The following is an 18405-nucleotide window of genomic DNA, read 5'->3' as shown; positions in this document are numbered from 1 at the left end:
GATATCGATTTCGAATGCAGCGCGACATCCGACGCCGCCGCACAGACTGGAAATCGCGATACGTCGCGTTCGTACCGTCGGCCGAAGGTTGGAGCGTCGTGACCGTCACCCATCCGGACCGGATGCCCAAGGCGTCTTTGACCGATCGCAGCGCCTGGCGGCTGCTGCTGGCGCACATCCGCCCGCACTGGCCGGCCATCGCGGCCGGCGGCGTGCTCGGGCTGCTGGCCAGCGGGGTCGGCCTCGCCCAGCCGCTGATCGCCAAGAGCGTGATCGACGCGTTCGGGCGGGAGGGCTCGCTCGCCGGGCCGATGATCACGCTCGGCGTGCTCCTGACGGCGGGTGCGATCGTGTCGGCTACGGGCCAGTACCTGCTGTCGCGGACGGCCGAAGGCGTGGTGCTCGACGCCCGCACCCGGCTCATCGGTCACATGCTGCGGCTGCGCGTCCCCGACGTGGACCGGCTCAAGCCCGGCGACCTGCTGTCCCGGGTGTCCGCCGACACGACGTTGCTGCGTACGGTCTCCACCACCGGCGTGGTCAACGCGATGACGGCGCTCTTCCCGCTGGTCGGCGCCATCGTGCTGATGGCCGTGCTCGACGTGGTGCTGCTGGGGGCGACCCTGGGCGTCCTCATCGTCGTCGGCACGGTCAACGTGCTGGTGTTTCCGCGCATCCGTAAGGCCTCAACACGGGCGCAGATCGCGCTGGGCGAGATGTCCACGGCGCTCGACCGGTCCCTGCAGGGGTTCCGCACCATGAAGGCCTCCGGTGCCGAGGAGCGCGAGACGGCGTCGGTACGCGCCGCCGCCCGGGAGGCGTGGCGGCAGGGGGTGAGCGTGGCCAAGTGGACCTCGCTGCTGGAGACCTCGTCCTTCGTGGTCGTGCAGCTGTCGTTCATGGCCGTGCTGGGCATCGGCGGCGCCCGGGTCGCGAGCGGGGTGCTGGAGGTCTCGGCCCTGATCGCCTTCCTGCTCTACCTGTTCTACCTGATGGCGCCGATCGGCATGCTGGTGCAGGCCGCCATGCAGTTGCAGATGGGACTGGCGGCGGTGACGCGGCTGCGCGAGGTGGAGGAGCTGCCGATCGAGCAGCTCGACGCGGCGCCGGGCGACGACGCGGGGACGGCCGGGGTGAGCGCCGGGATCGGGCACGCCGCCGGATACTCCGGAGCGGACTCCGCCGGGCGCCCCGATGACCACCGCGCCGGAGGCGTCGGCGCGTTTACCGACGTATCGGGCGGTGGCGTCGGCGAAGGACGGCGCAACGGTCACCGCGCGGGACCGGGGTCCGGCCCGGCCGAGATCCGGCTGCGCGACGTCTGCTTCCGCTACTCCGAGGATCGCCCGCCGGCGCTGCGCGAGGTGACGTTCGAGATCCCCCGGGGCGGCATGACCGCGCTCGTCGGCCCGTCGGGCGCGGGCAAGACGACGATCTTCTCCCTGCTCGAACGCTTCTACGACCCCGACTCCGGCACGATCGAGGCCGACGGGCTGCCGATCGCCGAGTTGCCGCTGGACCTGTGGCGGGCCTCGGTCGGCTACGTCGAGCAGGACGCGCCCGTCCTCGACGGCACGCTGCGGGAGAACCTCGTGTTCGGCGCCCCCGAGGCCACCGACGCGCAGATCGCCGAGGTGCTGGGCCGTACGCGGCTGGAGGATCTGGTGGCGCGGCTGCCCGAGGGGCTGGAGACCCGGGTGGGCCATCGCGGCCAGTTGCTGTCGGGCGGGGAGCGTCAGCGCGTCGCGATCGCGCGGGCGTTGCTGCGCCGGCCGCGCCTGCTGCTGCTCGACGAGGCCACCTCCCAGCTCGACGCGGTCAACGAGATGCGGCTGCGCGATGTGATCGCCGAGGCCGCGGGCGACACCACGGTGCTGGTCATCGCGCACCGGCTGTCGACGGTCACCGGCGCGGACCGGATCGTGATCCTGGAGCACGGCCGGGTACGCGCCGTGGGCACGCATGACGAGCTGGTGGACGGCGACGATCTCTACCGCGAGCTGGCCACGACCCAGTTCCTGTCCGGCACCGGCGAACCTCGGGCGTAGGCGGCTCCGAAGAAAACCTAAAAAATCACCAATCCGCGAGCGGTCCGGCGGCGAATAGGCGGGCGAGGACTCCGGCCGGAAACCTCACCTGACAGTTCCCCAACGCTCGGCTGCCCCGCAGCCGGCGGCCGAAAGGACCGATAGATGGAGCTCCGGATCAGCCGACGATCGCTGATCGCCCTGGGCGTCGCGGGGGCGTTGGCCGCCTCCTCGCTCGCCCTGTTCCGCCCGGAGAGCGGAGTGGCGTCCTCCCATCGCGAGGCTCCCGCCATCGCGGGTGACCCCCGCAACGACAACACCGACGTGTACGCGTTCGTGAGCCCGGACCGTCCGGACACCGTCACGCTTCTGAGCAACTTCATCCCGTTCCAGGAGCCGAACGGCGGCCCGAACTTCTACACGTTCGACACCAACTCCCGCTACAACATCAAGATCGACAACGACGGCGACGCCCATCCGGACGTGATCTACCAGTGGCGTTTCCGCGACGAGGACCGGCGCGGCAACGGCACCTTCCTGTACAACAACGGACCGGTGACCTCGCTGGACGACGAGAACCTGCTGTTCCGCCAGCGGTACCAGCTCCTTAAGATCACCGAGCGGGGCACCCGCGTCCTGGTCCACGACGGCATCGTCGCGCCGAGCAACGTCGGCCCCGCGTCGATGCCCGACTACGCCACCCTCCGCGACCAGGCGATCAAGCGGCTGCCGGGCGGCGGGCGCGCCTTCGCCGGCCAGGCGGACGAGTCGTTCTTCCTCGACCTGCGCGTGTTCGACCTGCTGTACGGCGGCAACCTGTCCGAGGTCGGCCAGGACACCCTGCGCGGCTACAACGTCAACACCCTGGCCGTGCAGATCCCCAAGCACGAGCTGGCGCTGCACGGCAACGCCCGGCGCAACCCCGTCGTCGGCATCTGGTCGACGGTGGACAAGTGGAGCCCGCGCGGCTACGTCCAGGTCTCGCGCCTGGGCAACCCGCTGGTCAACGAGGTCGTCGTCCCGGCGAAGCTGAAGGACGCCTTCAACTCGATCGGCCCCGACAAGGACGCCGGCATCCGCCAGGTCGTCAAGCGGGTGACCGAGCCCGAGCTGCCCAAGCTGATCGAGGCCATCTACAAGATCCCCGCGCCCCGGACGCCGCGCAACGACCTGGTGCAGATCTTCCTGACCGGCATCGCCAAGGACACCGGCCCGATCAAGGCCGACCTCAACTCCCAGCTCCTCAACCGGGACGTGAACGCCAGGCGGTTCCGCCCGTCGGAGATGCTGCGGCTCAACATGGCCGTGCCGCCCGCCAAGCAGCCCAGCCGCCTCGGCGTCCTCGGCGGCGACCTGGCCGGCTTCCCCAACGGCCGTCGGCCCTTCGACGACGTCGTCGACATCTCGCTGCAGGCGGTCGAGGGCGCGGCGCAGAACGGCAAGCTCGTGCAGGCGCTGGCCGCGGGCGACAAGGTGGACCAGAACGACAAGGCGTTCCTGGGCTCCTTCCCCTACCTCGCGCTGCCCGGCAACGTCGCCGTGAACTCCTCCGGCAGCGGCAGCTGACCATCCCCGCCGGTGCGGGGCCCGTCCACCCCGGGCCCCGCACCCCTCTCGGGGCCGTTCCCTCCCGTGAAGGGGCTCGACCAGCATGCGACCCACCGCCACCTCCGCCGCGCGACGGCCGGGCGTCCGAAATCTCCTGGACACCGGCGACGCGCATGAGACGCGCCACGCGGACGGCACACACCACGCGGACGACACGCACCACGCGGACGACACGCACCACGCGGACGACACAAACGACACAAACAGCGTGCTCGGCGCTGACGAGGTGAATCACACCGACGACGCCACCCCCGTTGCGAACCCCGCGGACGCCGTGAACCAGATCGACCATGCGCGCCGCGCGGACCACGCCCACGCCGGGGACGCCCGCGACGAGCGGACCGGCACCGTCCGATCGGGCATCGACGGCGGGACTGCCGGCGACGGGCCGAACCCCGCATCGGGCCGCAGGAGCGGCCGGGAGGACGACGGTGACGCCTCGGCGGACGGCAACGGCGGCGCGGCTCCGGGGCCGCGTGCCCGGCGTCCGAGGCTGCGGACGGTCTTGGTGGCGGGCGCGGGAGGGCTGGCGGTCGCGATGCTCCTGACCGGTGTCGCGGCCCTGCTCCCCGGAACGGAGCCCGCCTCCCCGCCCGTCGCCGCGAGGGTCGAGCTCCGCGAGGCGCCGGTGTCCCCGGTGTCGGTCGCGCGTTCCGTGGAGTCGCTGCAGGTCCGGCTCCAGCGGCTGCCCAAGGACCACCTGGCCTGGGCCCGCCTGGGGGCCGCGTACGTCCAGCAGGCGAGGATCACCGCGGACCCCTCGTACTATCCGAAGGCCGAGCAGGCGCTGGCCCGCGCCGCCGCGCTCGCCCCCGGCGACCCGGAGGTGCTCACCGGCCAGGCCTCGCTCGCGGCCGGCCGCCACGAGTTCGACCTCGCGGTACGGCTCGCCGACCAGGCGATCGAGGCCAACCCCTACGGCGCCCTCGCCCACGGGATCCGCGCCGACGCCCTCACCCAGCTCGGCAGGTACGACGAGGCGACCGACGCGATCAACCGGATGATGGACCTGCGCCCCGGCGTCTCGTCCTTCACCCGCGCCTCCTACGACGCCGAGCTGCGCGGCGACGTCCGCAAGGCCGCGGACTTCCTCGCCTACGCCCTGCGCGACGCGCTCGCCCCGGAGGACGTCGCCTACTGCCGCTACTACCTGGGCGAGCTCGCCCTGCACTCCGGAGACGTCGACCGCGCGGCCCGCGAGTACGACGCGGCGCTCGCGGCGGCCCCCGACTACGTGCCCGCCCTCGCGGGACGCGCCCGCGCCCTGGCCGTGTCGGGACGCCTGGCGCAGGCCGCGGACGCGTACCAGGCCGTGGTGAACCGGCTTCCGCTCGCGCAGTACCTGGTGGAGTACGGCGAGGTGCTGGTCAGGCTCGGCCGGGATCCCTCCGCCCAGTGGACCCTGCTGGACGCGCAGCGCCGCCTGATGGCCGCGGCGGGCGTACGCGACGACCTGACCTGGGCCGAGTTCGAGGCCGACCACGGCTCCGCGGAGCGGGCGGTGCGGCACGCCCGGGCCGAGTACGAGCGCAACCCCAACCTGGTCGCCGCGGACGCGCTGGCCTGGGCGCTGCACAAGGCAGGGCGTTCGAAGGAGGCGCTGCGGTACGCCAAGCAGGCCACCTCGACCGGGTGGCGCAACGCGCTGCTCCACCACCATCGCGCGGTCATCGAGCGGGCGCTGGGCCGTACCGGCGACGCCAAACGCTCGGCCGCGCTCGTCAAGGAGATCAACCCGCGGTTCGACCCCGAACTGCCCGCCCTCGCGAGATTCTCATGACGCCCAATCGACCCACCTCCACCCAGCCGGCCTCCACTGACCCGGCGCAGGCCCGCGACGCGGCCCGTCCGCGCGCCACCGTTCCCCCGCTCGACGAGTCGTCGCTGCGCGGGGCGCCCGGTTCCGGGAGCCGGATCTTCCTGTGGGAGACGCTCCGGTCCTCCTCCCCGTCCGGATCGCCGTCCCGCGGCCTGCTCGGGACGTTGTCGCCCGGCAAGAGGCTGCGGGAGCTGCGGGGCGGATGGCGCGGGCTCGTCGCCGCCGTGCTGCTGGCGGCCCTGGTGCTCGGCCTCGGCATGGCGGTGCTGCTGCTCGCCATGCCCTCGGCGGCACGGGCCGACGCGGCGGCCCATCCGCTGGGGAACTTCACCGTCAACCACTACAACGGACTCCGCGTCCACCCGGACCGGGTGGAGAACCGGGCGATCGTGGACTACGCCGAGTTGCCCACGCTGCAGGCCCGGCCCGGCGTCGACGCCGACGGCTCCGGCACGATCACGCCCGAGGAGGCCGCCGCTCACGCCCGGGCGCGGTGTGCCGAGCTCGTCGCCAACCAGCGGCTCACCGTGAACGGCGCGGCCGCGGCCTGGCGGGTGGTGACGTCCTCGTTCGCCTACCACCCGGGCCAGGGCGGGCTGCAGACCAGCAAGCTGATCTGCGAGCTCTCGGCCCCGGCCCCCGGCGGGACGGTGTCGTCGGTCGGGTTCACCGACTCCTACCTCGTCGACCGCATCGGCTGGCGGGAGATCACCGCCACGTCCGAGGGGGTCCGGCTCGCCTCCTCCGGCCTGCGCGCGGACAGCGTCAGCGACGAGCTGCGCGCCTATCCGGAGGATCTGCTCACCAGCCCGCTGAACGAGCGCACGGCGGAGCTGCGGGTCGAGGGCGCCGCCGCGCCCGGCGGCCCGATGCCGACCGCCGCGCCCGGCGGATTCTCGCTGGGGCTGCCCTTCGGCGGGCCGATCGCCGACGCCCTCGCCAAGCTTGATCGCACCTTCACCGACCTGATCGGCACCTCGTCGCTGACGGTTCCGCTGGGTCTGCTGGCGGTGGTTCTGGCGGTGGTGCTCGGGGCGGGTCACGCGCTGATCCCCGGGCACGGCAAGACGATCATGGCGGCCTATCTGGCGGGACGCCGTGGCCGTCCGCGTGACGCGTTCGTCGTGGGCGCGAGCGTGACGCTCACCCACACCTTCGGCGTACTGGTGGTCGGGCTGCTGCTGAGCGTCTTCTCCACCCTCGCCGGGGAGTCGGTCCTCGCCTGGCTGGGCCTGGCCAGCGGCGTCCTCATCGCCGTCGTCGGCGCCCGCCTGCTCTGGTCGGCGTTCCGCGCCGACGCGCCGGACGAGGATGAGCACGGCCATGGGCACGGCCACGGGCATGGGCATGGACACGGCCACGGACATGGGCACGGGTTCCGGTTCGGACACGGCCACGGGCATGCTCTCGGCGGCAACGGCCGTGGCGGGCTGATCGGGCTGGGCATCGCGGGCGGCCTGGTGCCCAGCCCGTCGGCGCTGATCGTGCTGCTGGGCGCGATCGGGCTGGGGCGGACCTGGTTCGGCGTCGCGCTGGTGGCCGCCTACGGGCTGGGCCTGGCGGCGACTCTCACCGCGACCGGGCTGCTGCTGGTCAAGCTCGCGGGCCGCCTCGACCGGCTCGCCGCGGCCCGGCGGGGGCTGCTCGGCCGCGTCGCCGGTCTGGCCCCCGTGGGCACGGCGGCGATGGTCGTCGCCCTCGGCACCGGCATCGCGGTACGCAGCCTCGCGTCCGCGATCTGACCGCGGTCGCCCGCCGGTCGCGAACCGGCCCTGCCCCGGCGTCGCAGGCCCTCGGCGGGTGGGCATTCGGTGAACGCCCACGGGCGCGCTCAGCGGAGGTCGCGGGTGCTCTCCCTGATGATCACCTCGGCGGGGATGCGCTCGGCGCGCCACTCCCCCGCCGAGTCCGGGTCGAGGGCCAGGTCGAGGACGCGTTCGCCCATGTCCTCCAGCGGCAGCCGTACCGTGGTCAGGGCGGGAACGGTGTCGCGCGAGGTGGGGATGTCGTCGAAGCCGGCCAGGGAGAGATCGGCCGGCACCGAGACGCCGCGGGCGCGCAACGCCGCGAGCGCGCCGACGGCCATCACGTCGTTGGCGGCGAACACGCACGTCGCGTCGGTGCCCTCGGCGAGCAGGCGCTCGGCCAGCGCGTGGCCGCCGTCGCGGTCGAAGTCGCCGTACAGCACCTGGGGGTCGGGCAGCCCGGCGTCGCGCAGGCCCTCGGCGAACCCGGCCAGCCGTTCGCGCACGACCATCAGCTCCGGCGGCCCGGCCAGTACGGCGAAGCGGCGATGCCCGAGCGCCGCCAGCGAGCGGGCCAGCCGCGCCGCGCCCCCGTGGTTGTCCGGGACGACGGTGTCGGCCGGCAGCACGGTCCGGCCCACGCACGCCGCCCGGCCCCCGGCGGCACGGTAACGTTCCAATTCCGCCGCGAGGCGGCCGGTGAGCCGGTCGTCGGTCACCCGGGTCCCGGCGAGCACGATGGCGCGGGCCCGCTGCGCGCGCAGGGTGGCCACGTGGGCGATCTCCCGCTCCGGATCCCTGCGGGTCGCGCTGATGAGCACCACCAGGCCCCGGCGCTCGGCGGCGCGCATGACGCCTCCGGCCAGCATGGCGAAGTAGGGATCGGTGAGGTCGTGCACGATCAGGCCGACGACGTCGCTCGCGCCGTGCGCCAGCGTCCGGGCGACCAGGTTGGGGGTGTAGCCGAGTTGCCGGGCGGCCTTCTCGACGCGATGCCGCAGCTCGCTGCCGACGCGCCGGGTGCCGGCCGGGCCGAGCACCCGCGAGGCGGTGGCCAGCGAGACGCCGGCCAGGCGCGCCACGTCGTCGAGGGTGACGGCCTTGCGCGGCGCGCGCGAGCGCCCGCCGCCTCCCGTGGCCCTTCCGCCGCGCGGCCCGCCGCTGTTGTCCACGCTCTGAACGGCTCCGTCGGCCGCCTCGGTTCCGCCGCCCGCCTGCTCCGCCACGCTCCGCCGGGACCGCCGCGCGGCCCGGCCGGCTAATTGGCCCTCGGACCCGCCTCCGTTCCTCTCCTCCGCGCCCTGACCGGCCCGCCGACCGGTCCGGCCGGCTAATTGGCCCTCGGGCCTGCCTCCGGACTCCTCTCCGGACCTCTCACCGGCGGCCCCACCGGCCCCTTCGCCGAGGTCTCGCGCGTTTCGTGCCGCGCCCGGCCGGTTCTTTCCGTCCGCGCGTGTGACTCCACCCACGACGTCCCACCCCTTGAACACGTTTCCGCGCCCTTCCGCCCCATTGTGGTACGCGCCAAGTATCTCGCCGTTGCGGGAAATCGTCAGCGGAGAGATCCCGGCGGACGGCGTCGCCGACGGACCGTCCGCGACGCGATGAACGGGCCTTTGCGCATATGGGCGCGGGGACGGCGTGGCATCCTCTGGTACCGCTCACGACGTCGCGGCAGTTTCATGGACGGCACGGACGGAATGGACGGCAGATCGTGCCGACCGGAGAGGAATTCCTGGAAGGCGATCTTGGCCCGGATGACCGGGCGCCGCCAGTGGGTCTCCCGGCGTACGGCCCTGGCCATCTTGGCGGAGTTGGGGCGGCGGGAGCCCGGGGCGAAGAACCAGCGGGCCCACGGCGAGCCCGGCCGGGCCAGCCGGACCGCGCCGACGACGAGGAGGACCGGCACGAACAGGCCGGCGAGCCCGGTCCAGATCTTGCCCTTGAGCAAGGTGACCACGGCGAGCACGAGATTGACGGCGAGCAGGCCGACCGCGACCTGGCGCCCCGCGGGCACGCCGTCCGGGGTCTGCCAGGTGAGCGGGCGCAGGCCGAGCAGCAGCAGGCCGGTGACGGCGACCGCCACGAACACCGCGTCGACCGAGGTGCGGCCCTCCTCGGACCAGTACACATCGCGCAAGTGCAGGATCAGCGCGAACTCGTCCAGGACCAGGGCGGCCCCGACGCCGAAGACGGCCGCGGCGAAGGCGTACCAGCCCGTGGACGCGGCCGAGACGATCAGGCCGGTCACGCCGCCGACGAGCATGAGCACCACGCCGAACACCACGTGGTGGATGTGCAGGTCGCCGACGCTGATGTTGCGGAACCAGCCCACCCCGGCGCGGATCAGGCGGACGTGCACCCGGGTGACGACGAACGCGAGAATGAGGGCGACGAAGAAGCAGAACAGCGGCAGGCGCTGCGTCTCGACGATCCTCTCCTCGAACCACGTCACCTTCGGTCACCCCCCGTCCGTCCAAAGTACGTCCCCCAATACCACCATTTCGGCGCCATTGGTCGCGACGATCGGCCACTCTCAGATCGGCCACTCTCAGATCGGCCATGGTCGGATCGGTCAGACAAGGAAGCCGCGCAGCAGCGCCGCCGTACCCTCGACGTGCTCCATGACGGCCTTTCGAGCCGCCTCCGGGTCCCGGGCGAGGATGGCCTCGACGATCGCGGCGTGCTGCTCGGCCGAGTGCTCGATGTTGGGGCCGAGCACCGGGATCGCGTTGAGCAGGTCGGTGACGCGCAGGCGGGCGTCGGCGCAGGCCGCGGTGAGCAGGGCGGAGCCGGTCAGCTCGGCGATGGACAGGTGGAAGGCCGTGTCCAGGCGGCGGTAGTCGGCCGGGCTCGCCTCGTTGACGTCCGCCAGGCGACGCCGCAGCACCGCCCGCTGCTGTTCGGTGTGCTCCATCGAGGCCAGGGCGAGCGCGGCGCCGCAGTCCATCGCCATGCGGTAGGTGAGCGCGTCGGCGACCTCGGCCGGGCCCATCGCGTCCACGGCCTCGCGCAGGTCGCCCTGGCCCGGGTCGGGCTGGCGGTAGGTGACGAAGGCGCCGCCGTACCTGCCGCGCCGTACCTCCAGATAGCCGGAGTCCTGCAGGGCGCGGATCGCCTCGCGCAGGGTGACCCTGCTGATCCCGAGCAGGGCGGCGAGCTCGCGCTCGGGCGGGAGCTTGTCGCCGTGGGCGACGCCGCCGAGTTTGATCGCCTGAAGCAGCCGCTCGACCGTCTCCTCGAAGGCGTTGCCCATGCGGACCGGTCGCAGGAACGCGGTCAGCGGGGGTCGGCCCATGATGTTCCCTCCCCTTCGCCCGCCCCGACCGCTCGCCTGCGCACGTCCCGCCCGGCGGTACCGTCGGCGGGCCGTTGCTCCGAGAATAGACCGGCGGAGGCCGGGGCGGCGTCCAGGTCCGATGCGCCGGTGAGGGCCCGTTGACGCCGGGGCGTCGCTGGTGCTTGCATTCCGTCAATGGTCTGATTCCAGACTTTTTCTGGAGGGGAGTTCGCGGTGCTCACCGTCGATCAGTTGCGGGTGGAGGTCGAGGCCGGCCGGGTGGACACCGTGCTCCTCGCCATCGTGGACATGCAGGGGCGGCTCCAGGGCAAGCGGCTGTCGGCCCGGTACTTCCTGGAGGAGGTGCTGCACCACGGCGCGGAGGGCTGCAACTACCTGCTCGCGGTGGACGTGGACATGAACACGGTGGACGGCTACGCGATGTCCTCCTGGGAGCGCGGCTACGGCGATTTCATGATGAAGCCGGATTTGTCGACCTTGCGGAGGGTGCCGTGGCAGGAGGGCACCGTGCTGCTCCTGGCCGATCTCGGCTGGGAGGACGGCACCGACGTCGTCGCCTCGCCGCGGCAGATCCTGCGGGCGCAGACCGCCCGCCTCGCCGAGCGGGGCTGGGCCGCGTACGTCGGCACCGAGCTGGAGTTCTGCGTCTTCGACGACAGCTACGAGGACGCCTGGCGCAAGGGCTATCGGGACCTCTCCCCGGCCAACCTCTACAACGTCGACTACTCGCTGCTCGGCACCGCCCGGGTGGAGCCCCTGCTGCGCCGCATCCGGCTCGGCATGGAGGGCGCGGGCATGTACGTCGAGTCCGCCAAGGGCGAGTGCAACCTCGGCCAGCACGAGATCGCCTTCCGGTTCGCCGAGGCCCTGGTCACCTGCGACAACCACTCGATCTACAAGAACGGCGCCAAGGAGATCGCCGCCCAGGAGGGCAGGTCGATCACCTTCATGGCCAAGCCGAACGATCGCGAGGGCAACTCCTGCCACATCCACATCTCGCTGCGTTCGGCGGACGGTGAACCGATCATGGCGGGCGACGGGCCGCACGGCCTGTCGGAGATCGGGCGACAATTCATCGCCGGGCAGCTCGCCGCGCTGCGGGAGCTCACGCTCTTCTACGCGCCCAACATCAACTCCTACAAGCGGTACGTGCCGGGCAGTTTCGCGCCCACGGCGGTGAAGTGGGGCGTGGACAACCGCACCTGCGCGTTGCGCCTGGTCGGTCACGGGCCGTCGCTGCGGGTGGAGAACCGGGTGCCGGGCGGCGACGTCAACCCCTACCTCGCGGTGGCGGCGCTGATCACCGCCGGGCTGTACGGGATCGAGAACGAGCTGGAGCTGGAGGACGCCTATCCGGGCAACGCCTACGACTCCGACGCCGCGACCGTGCCGCACACGCTGCGCGACGCGCTCGAGCTGTGGGAGCGGTCGGACATCGCGCGGGCGGCGTTCGGGGACGAGGTGGTCGCGCACTACGCCAACAACGCCCGGATCGAGCTGGCCGCCTTCGACGCGGCGGTGACCGACTGGGAGCTGCGGCGCGGCTTCGAGCGGATGTGAGCGGGGAGGGCCGATGAAGATCGTCAATCCGGCGACCGAGGACGTACTCGCCGACGTCGAGATGGCCGACGCCGCCGAGGTGGACCGGGCGGTCGAGCGGGCCCGGCGGGCCTTCGCCGCGTGGCGGGGCGTCGCGCCCGGCGATCGGGCGAGGCTGCTGCGGCGCTTCGCCGTACTGGTGGACGAGCACGCCGACGAGCTGGCGCGGCTGGAGATCGCCAACGCCGGGCACACGGTGGGCAACGCCCGCTGGGAGGCCGGCAACGTGCGCGACGTGCTGCACTTCTACGCCGGGGCGCCGGAGCGGCACCACGGCCTGCAGATCCCGGTGCCCGGCGGGGTCGACGTGACCTTCGCCGAGCCGCTGGGCGTCGTCGGCGTGATCGTGCCGTGGAACTTCCCCATGGTGATCATGATGTGGGGGGTCGCGCCCGCGCTCGCCGCCGGGAACGCCGTGATCGTCAAGCCCGCCGAGCAGACCCCGCTCACCGCGCTGCGGCTGGCCGAGCTGGCGCTGGAGGCGGGGCTTCCCGAGGGGGTGCTCCAGGTGCTGCCCGGCGAGGGGGAGGTCGCGGGGGCGCGTCTGGTCGGGCATCCCGGCGTACGCAAGATCGCCTTCACCGGATCGACCGAGGTGGGAAAGCAGATCATGGCCGCGGCGGCGGGCACGGTCAAGCGGCTCACGCTGGAGCTGGGCGGCAAGAGCGCCAACATCGTGTTCGCCGACGCGGACCTGGAGAAGGCGGCGGCGACCGCGCCGTACGCGGTGTTCGACAACGCCGGGCAGGACTGCTGCGCGCGCTCCCGGGTGCTGGTGCAGCGGGAGGTCTACGACGAGTTCCTGCCGCTGCTCGCGCGGGCCGTGCAGGGGGTGAAGGTCGGCGACCCGCTCGACGAGGCCACCGAGATGGGGCCGCTGATCAGCGCCGAGCATCGGGAGCGGGTGGCCTCGTTCGTCACCGGCACGCCGTACGCCCAGGGGAACTGCCCGCGCGGCCGGGGGTTCTGGTTCCCGCCGACGATGCTCACGCCGGATCCGCGCGATCCGGCGTTCACCGAGGAGATCTTCGGGCCGGTGGTGTCGGTGGCGCCGTTCGACGACGAGGCCCACGCGATCGCGATCGCCAACGACACCGAGTACGGCCTGAGCGGCTCGATCTGGACGCGCGACGTCGGGCGGGCGCTGCGGGTGGCGCGTGCCGTCGAGGCCGGCAACCTGTCGGTGAACTCGCACTCCAGCGTGCGGTACTGGACGCCGTTCGGCGGCTTCAAGCAGTCCGGTCTCGGCCGGGAGCTGGGGCCGGACGCGCTCGCCGCGTTCAGCGAGACCAAGAACGTCTTCATCGCGACCGACTGATCGTCACGCCCGGCGGGCGGACGGCGGAACGTGACGCGGATTGTGACGCGGAATGTGACAACGAGAGAACCGGGAGAACGGACGGACATGCAGCGATTGCTCGACCGGGTGGCTGTGATCACCGGGGCCGGCAGCGGGATCGGGCTGGCCACCGCGCGACGCTTCGCGCGCGAGGGCGCCACAGTGGTGTGCGTCGACCTGGACGAGGACGCGGGCGCGACGGCGGCGGCCGAGGTGGACGGCCTGTTCGTGCGGGCCGACGTGTCCGTCGAGGACGACGTGATCCGGATGTTCCGCACCGCGCACGAGACGTACGGCAGGATCGACATCGCGTTCAACAACGCGGGCATCTCGCCGCCGGACGACGACTCGATCCTCACCACCGGGCTCGACGCCTGGCGGCGGGTGCAGGAGGTCAACCTCACCAGCGTCTATCTGTGCTGCAAGCACGTGATCCCGTACATGCGCGAGCAGGGCAAGGGGTCGATCATCAACACCGCGTCGTTCGTGGCGGTGCTGGGGTCGGCGACGTCGCAGATCTCCTACACCGCCTCCAAGGGCGGCGTGCTGGCGATGTCGCGGGAGCTCGGGGTGCAGTTCGCGCGGGAGGGGATCCGGGTCAACGCGCTGTGCCCCGGGCCGATCAACACGCCGCTGCTGCGGGAGCTGTTCGCCAAGGATCCCGAGCGGGCGCAGCGGCGGCTGGTGCACGTGCCGATGGGGCGGTTCGGGGAGGCCGACGAGATCGCGGCGGCGGTGGCGTTCCTGGCGAGCGACGACGCGTCGTTCATCACGGCGTCGGAGTTTCTGGTGGACGGAGGGATTTCGGGGGCATATGTGACTCCGCTGTGACGGTCGCCTCGGGGGATGCCGGCCTGGCGCCGGGGCTTCGGGGGACGGGGGATTTTTCAGTGGACCAGGAGAGTTGATGAGCGACGTGCCCGTGATCGGGATCACCTGCTATGCCGAGCCCGCGAGGTTCACCGTGTGGGAGACGCGGGCCGCGCTGCTGCCGTACGACTATGTCGATCAGGTGGCGCGGGCCGGCGGCCAGCCGGTGCTCCTGCCGCCCGCCGGAGAGCCCGCGTCGGTGGTCGGGCGGCTCGACGGGCTGATCCTCGCCGGCGGCGGGGACATCGACCCGGGACGGTACGGCGCGCCGCCCCACGAGGCCACCGGATATATCCGGGAATTTCGGGATGATGCCGAGTTTGGGGTGGTGAACGCCGCGCTGGCGAACGGTCTCCCGCTGCTGGGCATCTGCCGGGGCCTGCAGGTGCTCAACATCGCCCTCGGCGGCACCCTGCACCAGCACCTTCCCGAGACGGTCGGGCACACCGGCCACTCCCCCGCCCCCGGCCGCTACGGCACCCTCCCCGTACGGCTCACGCCCGGCAGCCGCCTGGCCAAGATCTTCGACGGCGAGCACCTGGCCGACCCCAACCACTACCACCACCAGGCCATCGACGCCCTGGGCGCGGGCCTGACGGTGACCGCCCGGGCCGACGACGGGGTCATCGAGGCGGTGGAGCTCGACGACCATCCGTTCTGCCTGGCCGTACAGTGGCATCCCGAGACCGGGGAGGACAACTCGCTGTTCGCCGCGCTCGTCGACGCCGCCCGGATCACGCGCCCCTGATACATTGTCCCCGACACCGATTTTCCGTGCGGGAGAGCGCCCTGGCAGCCGGTCAGGGCCGCCGAAGGAGCAAGCCCTCCCCGCGAACCTCTCAGGCCCATGGACCGTACGGAAAGGTGCCCTCTGGAAAGCAGGCCGGTGAGGGGCCTCGCCGAAGGTGAAAGTCCGGCAAAGCCCGGGCGAAGCTCTCAGGCATCGATGACAGAGGGGGAGGATGCCCGACGATACTCACCGCATCCGACCCTGCTGAGGTGCACAAGCATGTCCCAGACCACAGCGCTGCACGGTGTGCACGAGAGCCTCGGCGCGACCATGATCGACTTCGCCGGATGGCTCATGCCGCTCCGGTACGGAAGCGAGTCCGCCGAGCACAGGGCCGTCCGCACCGCGGCGGGACTGTTCGATCTGTCCCACATGGGAGAGATCTTCGTCAGCGGGCGGGAGGCCGCCGCCGCCCTCGACCACGCCCTGACCGGCCATCTGTCGGCGGTCGCGCCGCGCCGCGCCCGCTACACCATGATCTGCGCCCCCGACGGGGGCGTCATCGACGACCTGATCGTGTACCGGCTGTCGGCGGAGGAGTTCCTCGTCGTCGCCAACGCCGCCAACGCCGAGCGGGTCGCCGCCGAGCTGACCGCGCGCGCGGCGGGCTTCGACGCGGTCGTGGACGACCGGTCCGCGGCCTACGCGCTCATCGCCGTACAGGGGCCGAGGGCACAGGCGATCCTCACCGAGACCGGGCTCACCGAGGCCGACCTGGACGGGTTGAAGTACTACGCGGTGCTCCCCGGCAAGGTCGCCGGGACCGGGGCGCTCATCGCCCGGACCGGGTACACCGGCGAGGACGGGTTCGAGCTGTTCGTCGCCGCCGACGACGCCGTGCCCCTGTGGCGGGCGCTGATCGCGGCGGGCGAGCCGTACGGGCTGCGGCCCGCGGGCCTGTCGGCGCGCGACACGCTGCGCCTGGAGGCGGGCATGCCGCTGTACGGCAACGAGCTGACGGCCGATCTGACCCCGTTCGACGCCGGGCTCGGCCGGGTGGTGGCGTTCGCCAAGCCCGGCGATTTCGTCGGCCGGGCCGCGCTGGAGGCCGCCAGGGACGCCTACGCCGCGGGCCCGGCGCGCCGCCTCGTCGGCCTGGTGTCGCACGGCCGCCGGATCCCCCGGCACGGCTACCCCGTCGTACTCGACAATGACGGAACCGTCGTCGGCGAGGTGACCAGCGGAGCGCCCTCTCCCACCCTCGGAAGACCGATCGCCATGGCCTATGTGCGGGGCGAGGTGCTCCGCGATCGGGCCGAGGGGCTGGCGGTGGACATCCGCGGCGTCCACGAACCGGTCGACGTGGTCGACCTTCCCTTCTACAGGAGGAACACGTGAGCAGCATTCCCGAGGAGCTCGGCTACAGCAAGGAGCACGAGTGGGTCGCCGGGCTCGACGAGAGCTCGGTGGTGACCGTGGGCATCACCGCCTACGCGGCCGAGCAGCTCGGCGACGTCGTCTACGTCCAGATCCCCGAGGCCGGCTCGACCGTCGAGGCCGGAGACGCCGTCGGCGAGATCGAGTCCACCAAGTCGGTGAGCGACGTCTACTCGCCCGTCGCCGGCGAGGTGGTGGAGATCAACCAGGCCGTCGTGGACGACCCGTCGCTGGTCAACTCCGACCCGTACGGTGAGGGCTGGCTGTTCCGGGTCCGCGTCAGCGGCGAGGCCGAGGACCTGCTCACCGCCGAGGAGTACGCGGCGCTCACCGCCGGAGACGCCTGACCCGGCGTGGCCCGCTCCCCGCGTGCGGGCCACGCCGAATAATTTGCCTCATCACATGCCGCACGACATGCCGCACGACATGCCGCGGGGGGCCGACGGGGGTAACCACCGGGGGCGCCCGCACGGGCGAGGGACACGCTCTGACACACGCGCCGGACGGCAGGGCCGCCGGGACAGCCCGTGGAAAGGCAACGACACATGGCCATCAGCGTCTTCGACCTCTTCAAGATCGGCATTGGCCCGTCCAGCTCCCACACCGGCGGCCCGATGGCGGCCGCGCACAAGTTCGCCCGCTCCCTCCACCAGCAGTCCCTGCTGAAGAAGGTGCGCCGGGTCGAGGCGATCCTGTACGGCTCGCTCGGCCTCACCGGCAAGGGACACGGCAGCGACAAGGCCGTCCTGCTGGGCCTGTCCGGCGAGAAGCCCGAACTCGTCGACGTGGACACCGTCGACGAGCGCCTCGCCGCGATGCGCGCCTCCGGCACCGTCCACCTGTACGGCACCCACGAGATCCCCTTCGTCGTCGGCGAGGACCTGATCTTCGAGCGCAAGGTGTCGCTCCCCCACCACCCCAACGGAATGCGCTTCACCGCCTTCGACCACTCCGGCGCCACCCTGCTGGAGAAGGTCTACTACTCGGTCGGCGGCGGTTTCGTCGTGGACGAGACGGCCACCGGCGCCGACCGCATCAAGCCCGACGACACCGTCCTGCCGTACCCGTTCACCACCGCGGCCGAACTGCTCGCGCACTGCGCCGACACCGGCCTGTCCATCTCCGGCGTGATGCTGGAGAACGAACGCGCCTTCGGCCGCGACGAGCCCGAGATTCGCGCCGACCTGCTCAACCTGTGGCGGGTGATGGCCGAGTGCGTCCGCCGCGGCTGCACCCGCGAGGGCGTGCTCCCCGGCGGCCTCAAGGTCCGCCGCCGCGCCCACCAGCTCTACCGGCGCCTGCAGAGCGAGACCCCGGAGAAGGACCCCCTGCAGACCATGGACTGGGTCAGCCTGTTCGCCCTCGCCGTCAACGAGGAGAACGCGGCGGGCGGTCGGGTGGTCACCGCCCCCACCAACGGCGCGGCGGGCATCGTGCCCGCCGTCCTGAGCTACTACGACCGTTTCATCCCCGGTTCCGACGACGACGGCGTCATCCGCTTCCTCCTCACCGCCGGGGCGATCGGTGTGTTGTTCAAGGAGAACGCCTCCATCTCCGGAGCCGAGGTCGGCTGCCAGGGCGAGGTCGGCTCCGCCTGCTCGATGGCCGCCGCCGGCCTCACCGAGGCCCTCGGCGGCACCCCCGAGCAGGTCGAGAACGCCGCCGAGATCGGCATCGAGCACAATCTCGGCCTCACCTGCGACCCTATCGGCGGCCTGGTCCAGATCCCCTGCATCGAGCGAAACGCGATCGCCAGCGTCAAGGCGATCGCGGCCTCCCGGATCGCCCTGCGCGGCGACGGCCGCCATTTCGTCTCCCTCGACAAGGCCATCGCCACCATGCGCGCCACCGGCCGCGACATGCTCGACAAGTACAAGGAGACCAGCCGCGGCGGGCTCGCCGTGAACGTAATCGAATGCTGACCGGAGTG

General features: G+C 72.3%; 14 protein-coding genes and 2 riboswitches. Of the genes, 11 read left to right on the top strand and 3 right to left on the bottom strand.

What is annotated here, in order from left to right:
- Positions 1-98 precede the first annotated feature (98 nt).
- The 4 genes from AB0K60_RS06035 to AB0K60_RS06020 all read left to right on the top strand — a co-directional run bounded on the left by AB0K60_RS06035 (position 99) and on the right by AB0K60_RS06020 (position 7196).
- On the top strand, positions 99-2048 hold the full coding sequence (locus AB0K60_RS06035) for an ABC transporter ATP-binding protein (protein WP_364049093.1): 1950 nt from the start codon (positions 99-101) through the stop codon (positions 2046-2048).
- A 144-nt stretch (positions 2049-2192) separates the two neighbouring features.
- Complete coding sequence (locus AB0K60_RS06030; RefSeq protein WP_364049092.1) at positions 2193-3593, top strand: DUF4331 domain-containing protein; 1401 nt, start codon at positions 2193-2195, stop codon at positions 3591-3593.
- 85 nt (positions 3594-3678) lie between these two features.
- On the top strand, positions 3679-5415 hold the full coding sequence (locus AB0K60_RS06025; protein WP_364049090.1) for a hypothetical protein: 1737 nt from the start codon (positions 3679-3681) through the stop codon (positions 5413-5415).
- Positions 5412-7196 carry a High-affinity nickel-transporter gene (locus AB0K60_RS06020; RefSeq protein WP_364049088.1) on the top strand — a complete coding sequence of 595 codons (1785 nt, stop codon included), beginning with the start codon at positions 5412-5414 and terminating at the stop codon, positions 7194-7196. The genes AB0K60_RS06025 and AB0K60_RS06020 overlap by 4 nt, the downstream gene beginning before the upstream one ends.
- An 89-nt stretch (positions 7197-7285) precedes the next feature.
- On the opposite strand, the gene AB0K60_RS06015 is transcribed toward AB0K60_RS06020, so the two are convergent.
- The 3 genes from AB0K60_RS06015 to AB0K60_RS06005 form a co-directional block, all read right to left on the bottom strand.
- On the bottom strand, positions 7286-8281 hold the full coding sequence (locus tag AB0K60_RS06015) for a LacI family DNA-binding transcriptional regulator (RefSeq protein WP_364049297.1): 996 nt from the start codon (positions 8279-8281) through the stop codon (positions 7286-7288).
- Between the two features lie 470 nt (positions 8282-8751).
- Positions 8752-9654: a hypothetical protein gene (locus tag AB0K60_RS06010; protein WP_364049086.1), complete on the bottom strand. Its 903-nt coding sequence runs from the start codon at positions 9652-9654 to the stop codon at positions 8752-8754.
- Between the two features lie 120 nt (positions 9655-9774).
- The gene (locus tag AB0K60_RS06005; RefSeq protein ID WP_364049084.1) at positions 9775-10497 is read right to left on the bottom strand and encodes an FCD domain-containing protein; all 723 of its coding nucleotides are present in this window, start codon (positions 10495-10497) and stop codon (positions 9775-9777) included.
- A 216-nt stretch (positions 10498-10713) separates the two neighbouring features.
- Between AB0K60_RS06005 and AB0K60_RS06000 the strand changes: the two genes are divergently transcribed.
- The 7 genes from AB0K60_RS06000 to AB0K60_RS05970 all read left to right on the top strand — a co-directional run bounded on the left by AB0K60_RS06000 (position 10714) and on the right by AB0K60_RS05970 (position 18397).
- Positions 10714-12060 carry a glutamine synthetase family protein gene (locus AB0K60_RS06000; RefSeq protein WP_364049083.1) on the top strand — a complete coding sequence of 449 codons (1347 nt, stop codon included), beginning with the start codon at positions 10714-10716 and terminating at the stop codon, positions 12058-12060.
- Between the two features lie 13 nt (positions 12061-12073).
- Positions 12074-13417 carry an aldehyde dehydrogenase family protein gene (locus tag AB0K60_RS05995; RefSeq protein WP_364049081.1) on the top strand — a complete coding sequence of 448 codons (1344 nt, stop codon included), beginning with the start codon at positions 12074-12076 and terminating at the stop codon, positions 13415-13417.
- Between the two features lie 87 nt (positions 13418-13504).
- A complete protein-coding gene (locus AB0K60_RS05990; RefSeq protein WP_364049079.1) occupies positions 13505-14269 on the top strand; it encodes a 3-oxoacyl-ACP reductase in 765 nt (254 codons plus the stop codon).
- A 76-nt stretch (positions 14270-14345) separates the two neighbouring features.
- Complete coding sequence (locus AB0K60_RS05985) at positions 14346-15056, top strand: gamma-glutamyl-gamma-aminobutyrate hydrolase family protein (protein WP_364049077.1); 711 nt, start codon at positions 14346-14348, stop codon at positions 15054-15056.
- Positions 15057-15075: 19 nt separating this feature from the next.
- Positions 15076-15173, top strand: a riboswitch (glycine riboswitch).
- Positions 15174-15271: riboswitch (glycine riboswitch) on the top strand.
- A 46-nt stretch (positions 15272-15317) separates the two neighbouring features.
- Entirely contained in the window at positions 15318-16436 is a 1119-nt protein-coding gene (gene gcvT / locus AB0K60_RS05980) for a glycine cleavage system aminomethyltransferase GcvT (RefSeq protein WP_364049075.1), read from the top strand.
- Positions 16433-16822, top strand: a complete 390-nt coding sequence (gcvH, locus tag AB0K60_RS05975; protein ID WP_364049073.1) for a glycine cleavage system protein GcvH — start codon at positions 16433-16435, stop codon at positions 16820-16822. The genes gcvT and gcvH overlap by 4 nt, the downstream gene beginning before the upstream one ends.
- Positions 16823-17020: 198 nt before the next feature.
- Entirely contained in the window at positions 17021-18397 is a 1377-nt protein-coding gene (locus AB0K60_RS05970) for an L-serine ammonia-lyase (protein ID WP_364049071.1), read from the top strand.
- The last annotated feature ends 8 nt before the right edge of the window (positions 18398-18405 follow it).

This window comes from Thermopolyspora sp. NPDC052614 (genome assembly GCF_040678635.1).
Taxonomy (GTDB): Bacteria; Actinomycetota; Actinomycetes; order Streptosporangiales; family Streptosporangiaceae; genus Thermopolyspora.
Note: the sequence above shows the minus strand (reverse complement) of the source record. Positions and strands in the feature narration are given on the sequence as shown.

Bases quoted from the DNA above. Each gene is read 5' to 3' on its own strand.
- AB0K60_RS06030 (WP_364049092.1), top strand. From the start codon at position 2,193: ATGGAGCTCCGGATCAGCCGACGATCGCTGATCGCCCTGGGCGTCGCG.
- AB0K60_RS06025 (WP_364049090.1), top strand. From the start codon at position 3,679: ATGCGACCCACCGCCACCTCCGCCGCGCGACGGCCGGGCGTCCGAAAT.
- AB0K60_RS06020 (WP_364049088.1), top strand. From the start codon at position 5,412: ATGACGCCCAATCGACCCACCTCCACCCAGCCGGCCTCCACTGACCCG.
- AB0K60_RS06005 (WP_364049084.1), bottom strand. From the start codon at position 10,497: ATGGGCCGACCCCCGCTGACCGCGTTCCTGCGACCGGTCCGCATGGGC.
- AB0K60_RS05995 (WP_364049081.1), top strand. From the start codon at position 12,074: ATGAAGATCGTCAATCCGGCGACCGAGGACGTACTCGCCGACGTCGAG.
- AB0K60_RS05990 (WP_364049079.1), top strand. From the start codon at position 13,505: ATGCAGCGATTGCTCGACCGGGTGGCTGTGATCACCGGGGCCGGCAGC.
- AB0K60_RS05985 (WP_364049077.1), top strand. From the start codon at position 14,346: ATGAGCGACGTGCCCGTGATCGGGATCACCTGCTATGCCGAGCCCGCG.
- gcvT (WP_364049075.1), top strand. From the start codon at position 15,318: ATGTCCCAGACCACAGCGCTGCACGGTGTGCACGAGAGCCTCGGCGCG.
- AB0K60_RS05970 (WP_364049071.1), top strand. From the start codon at position 17,021: ATGGCCATCAGCGTCTTCGACCTCTTCAAGATCGGCATTGGCCCGTCC.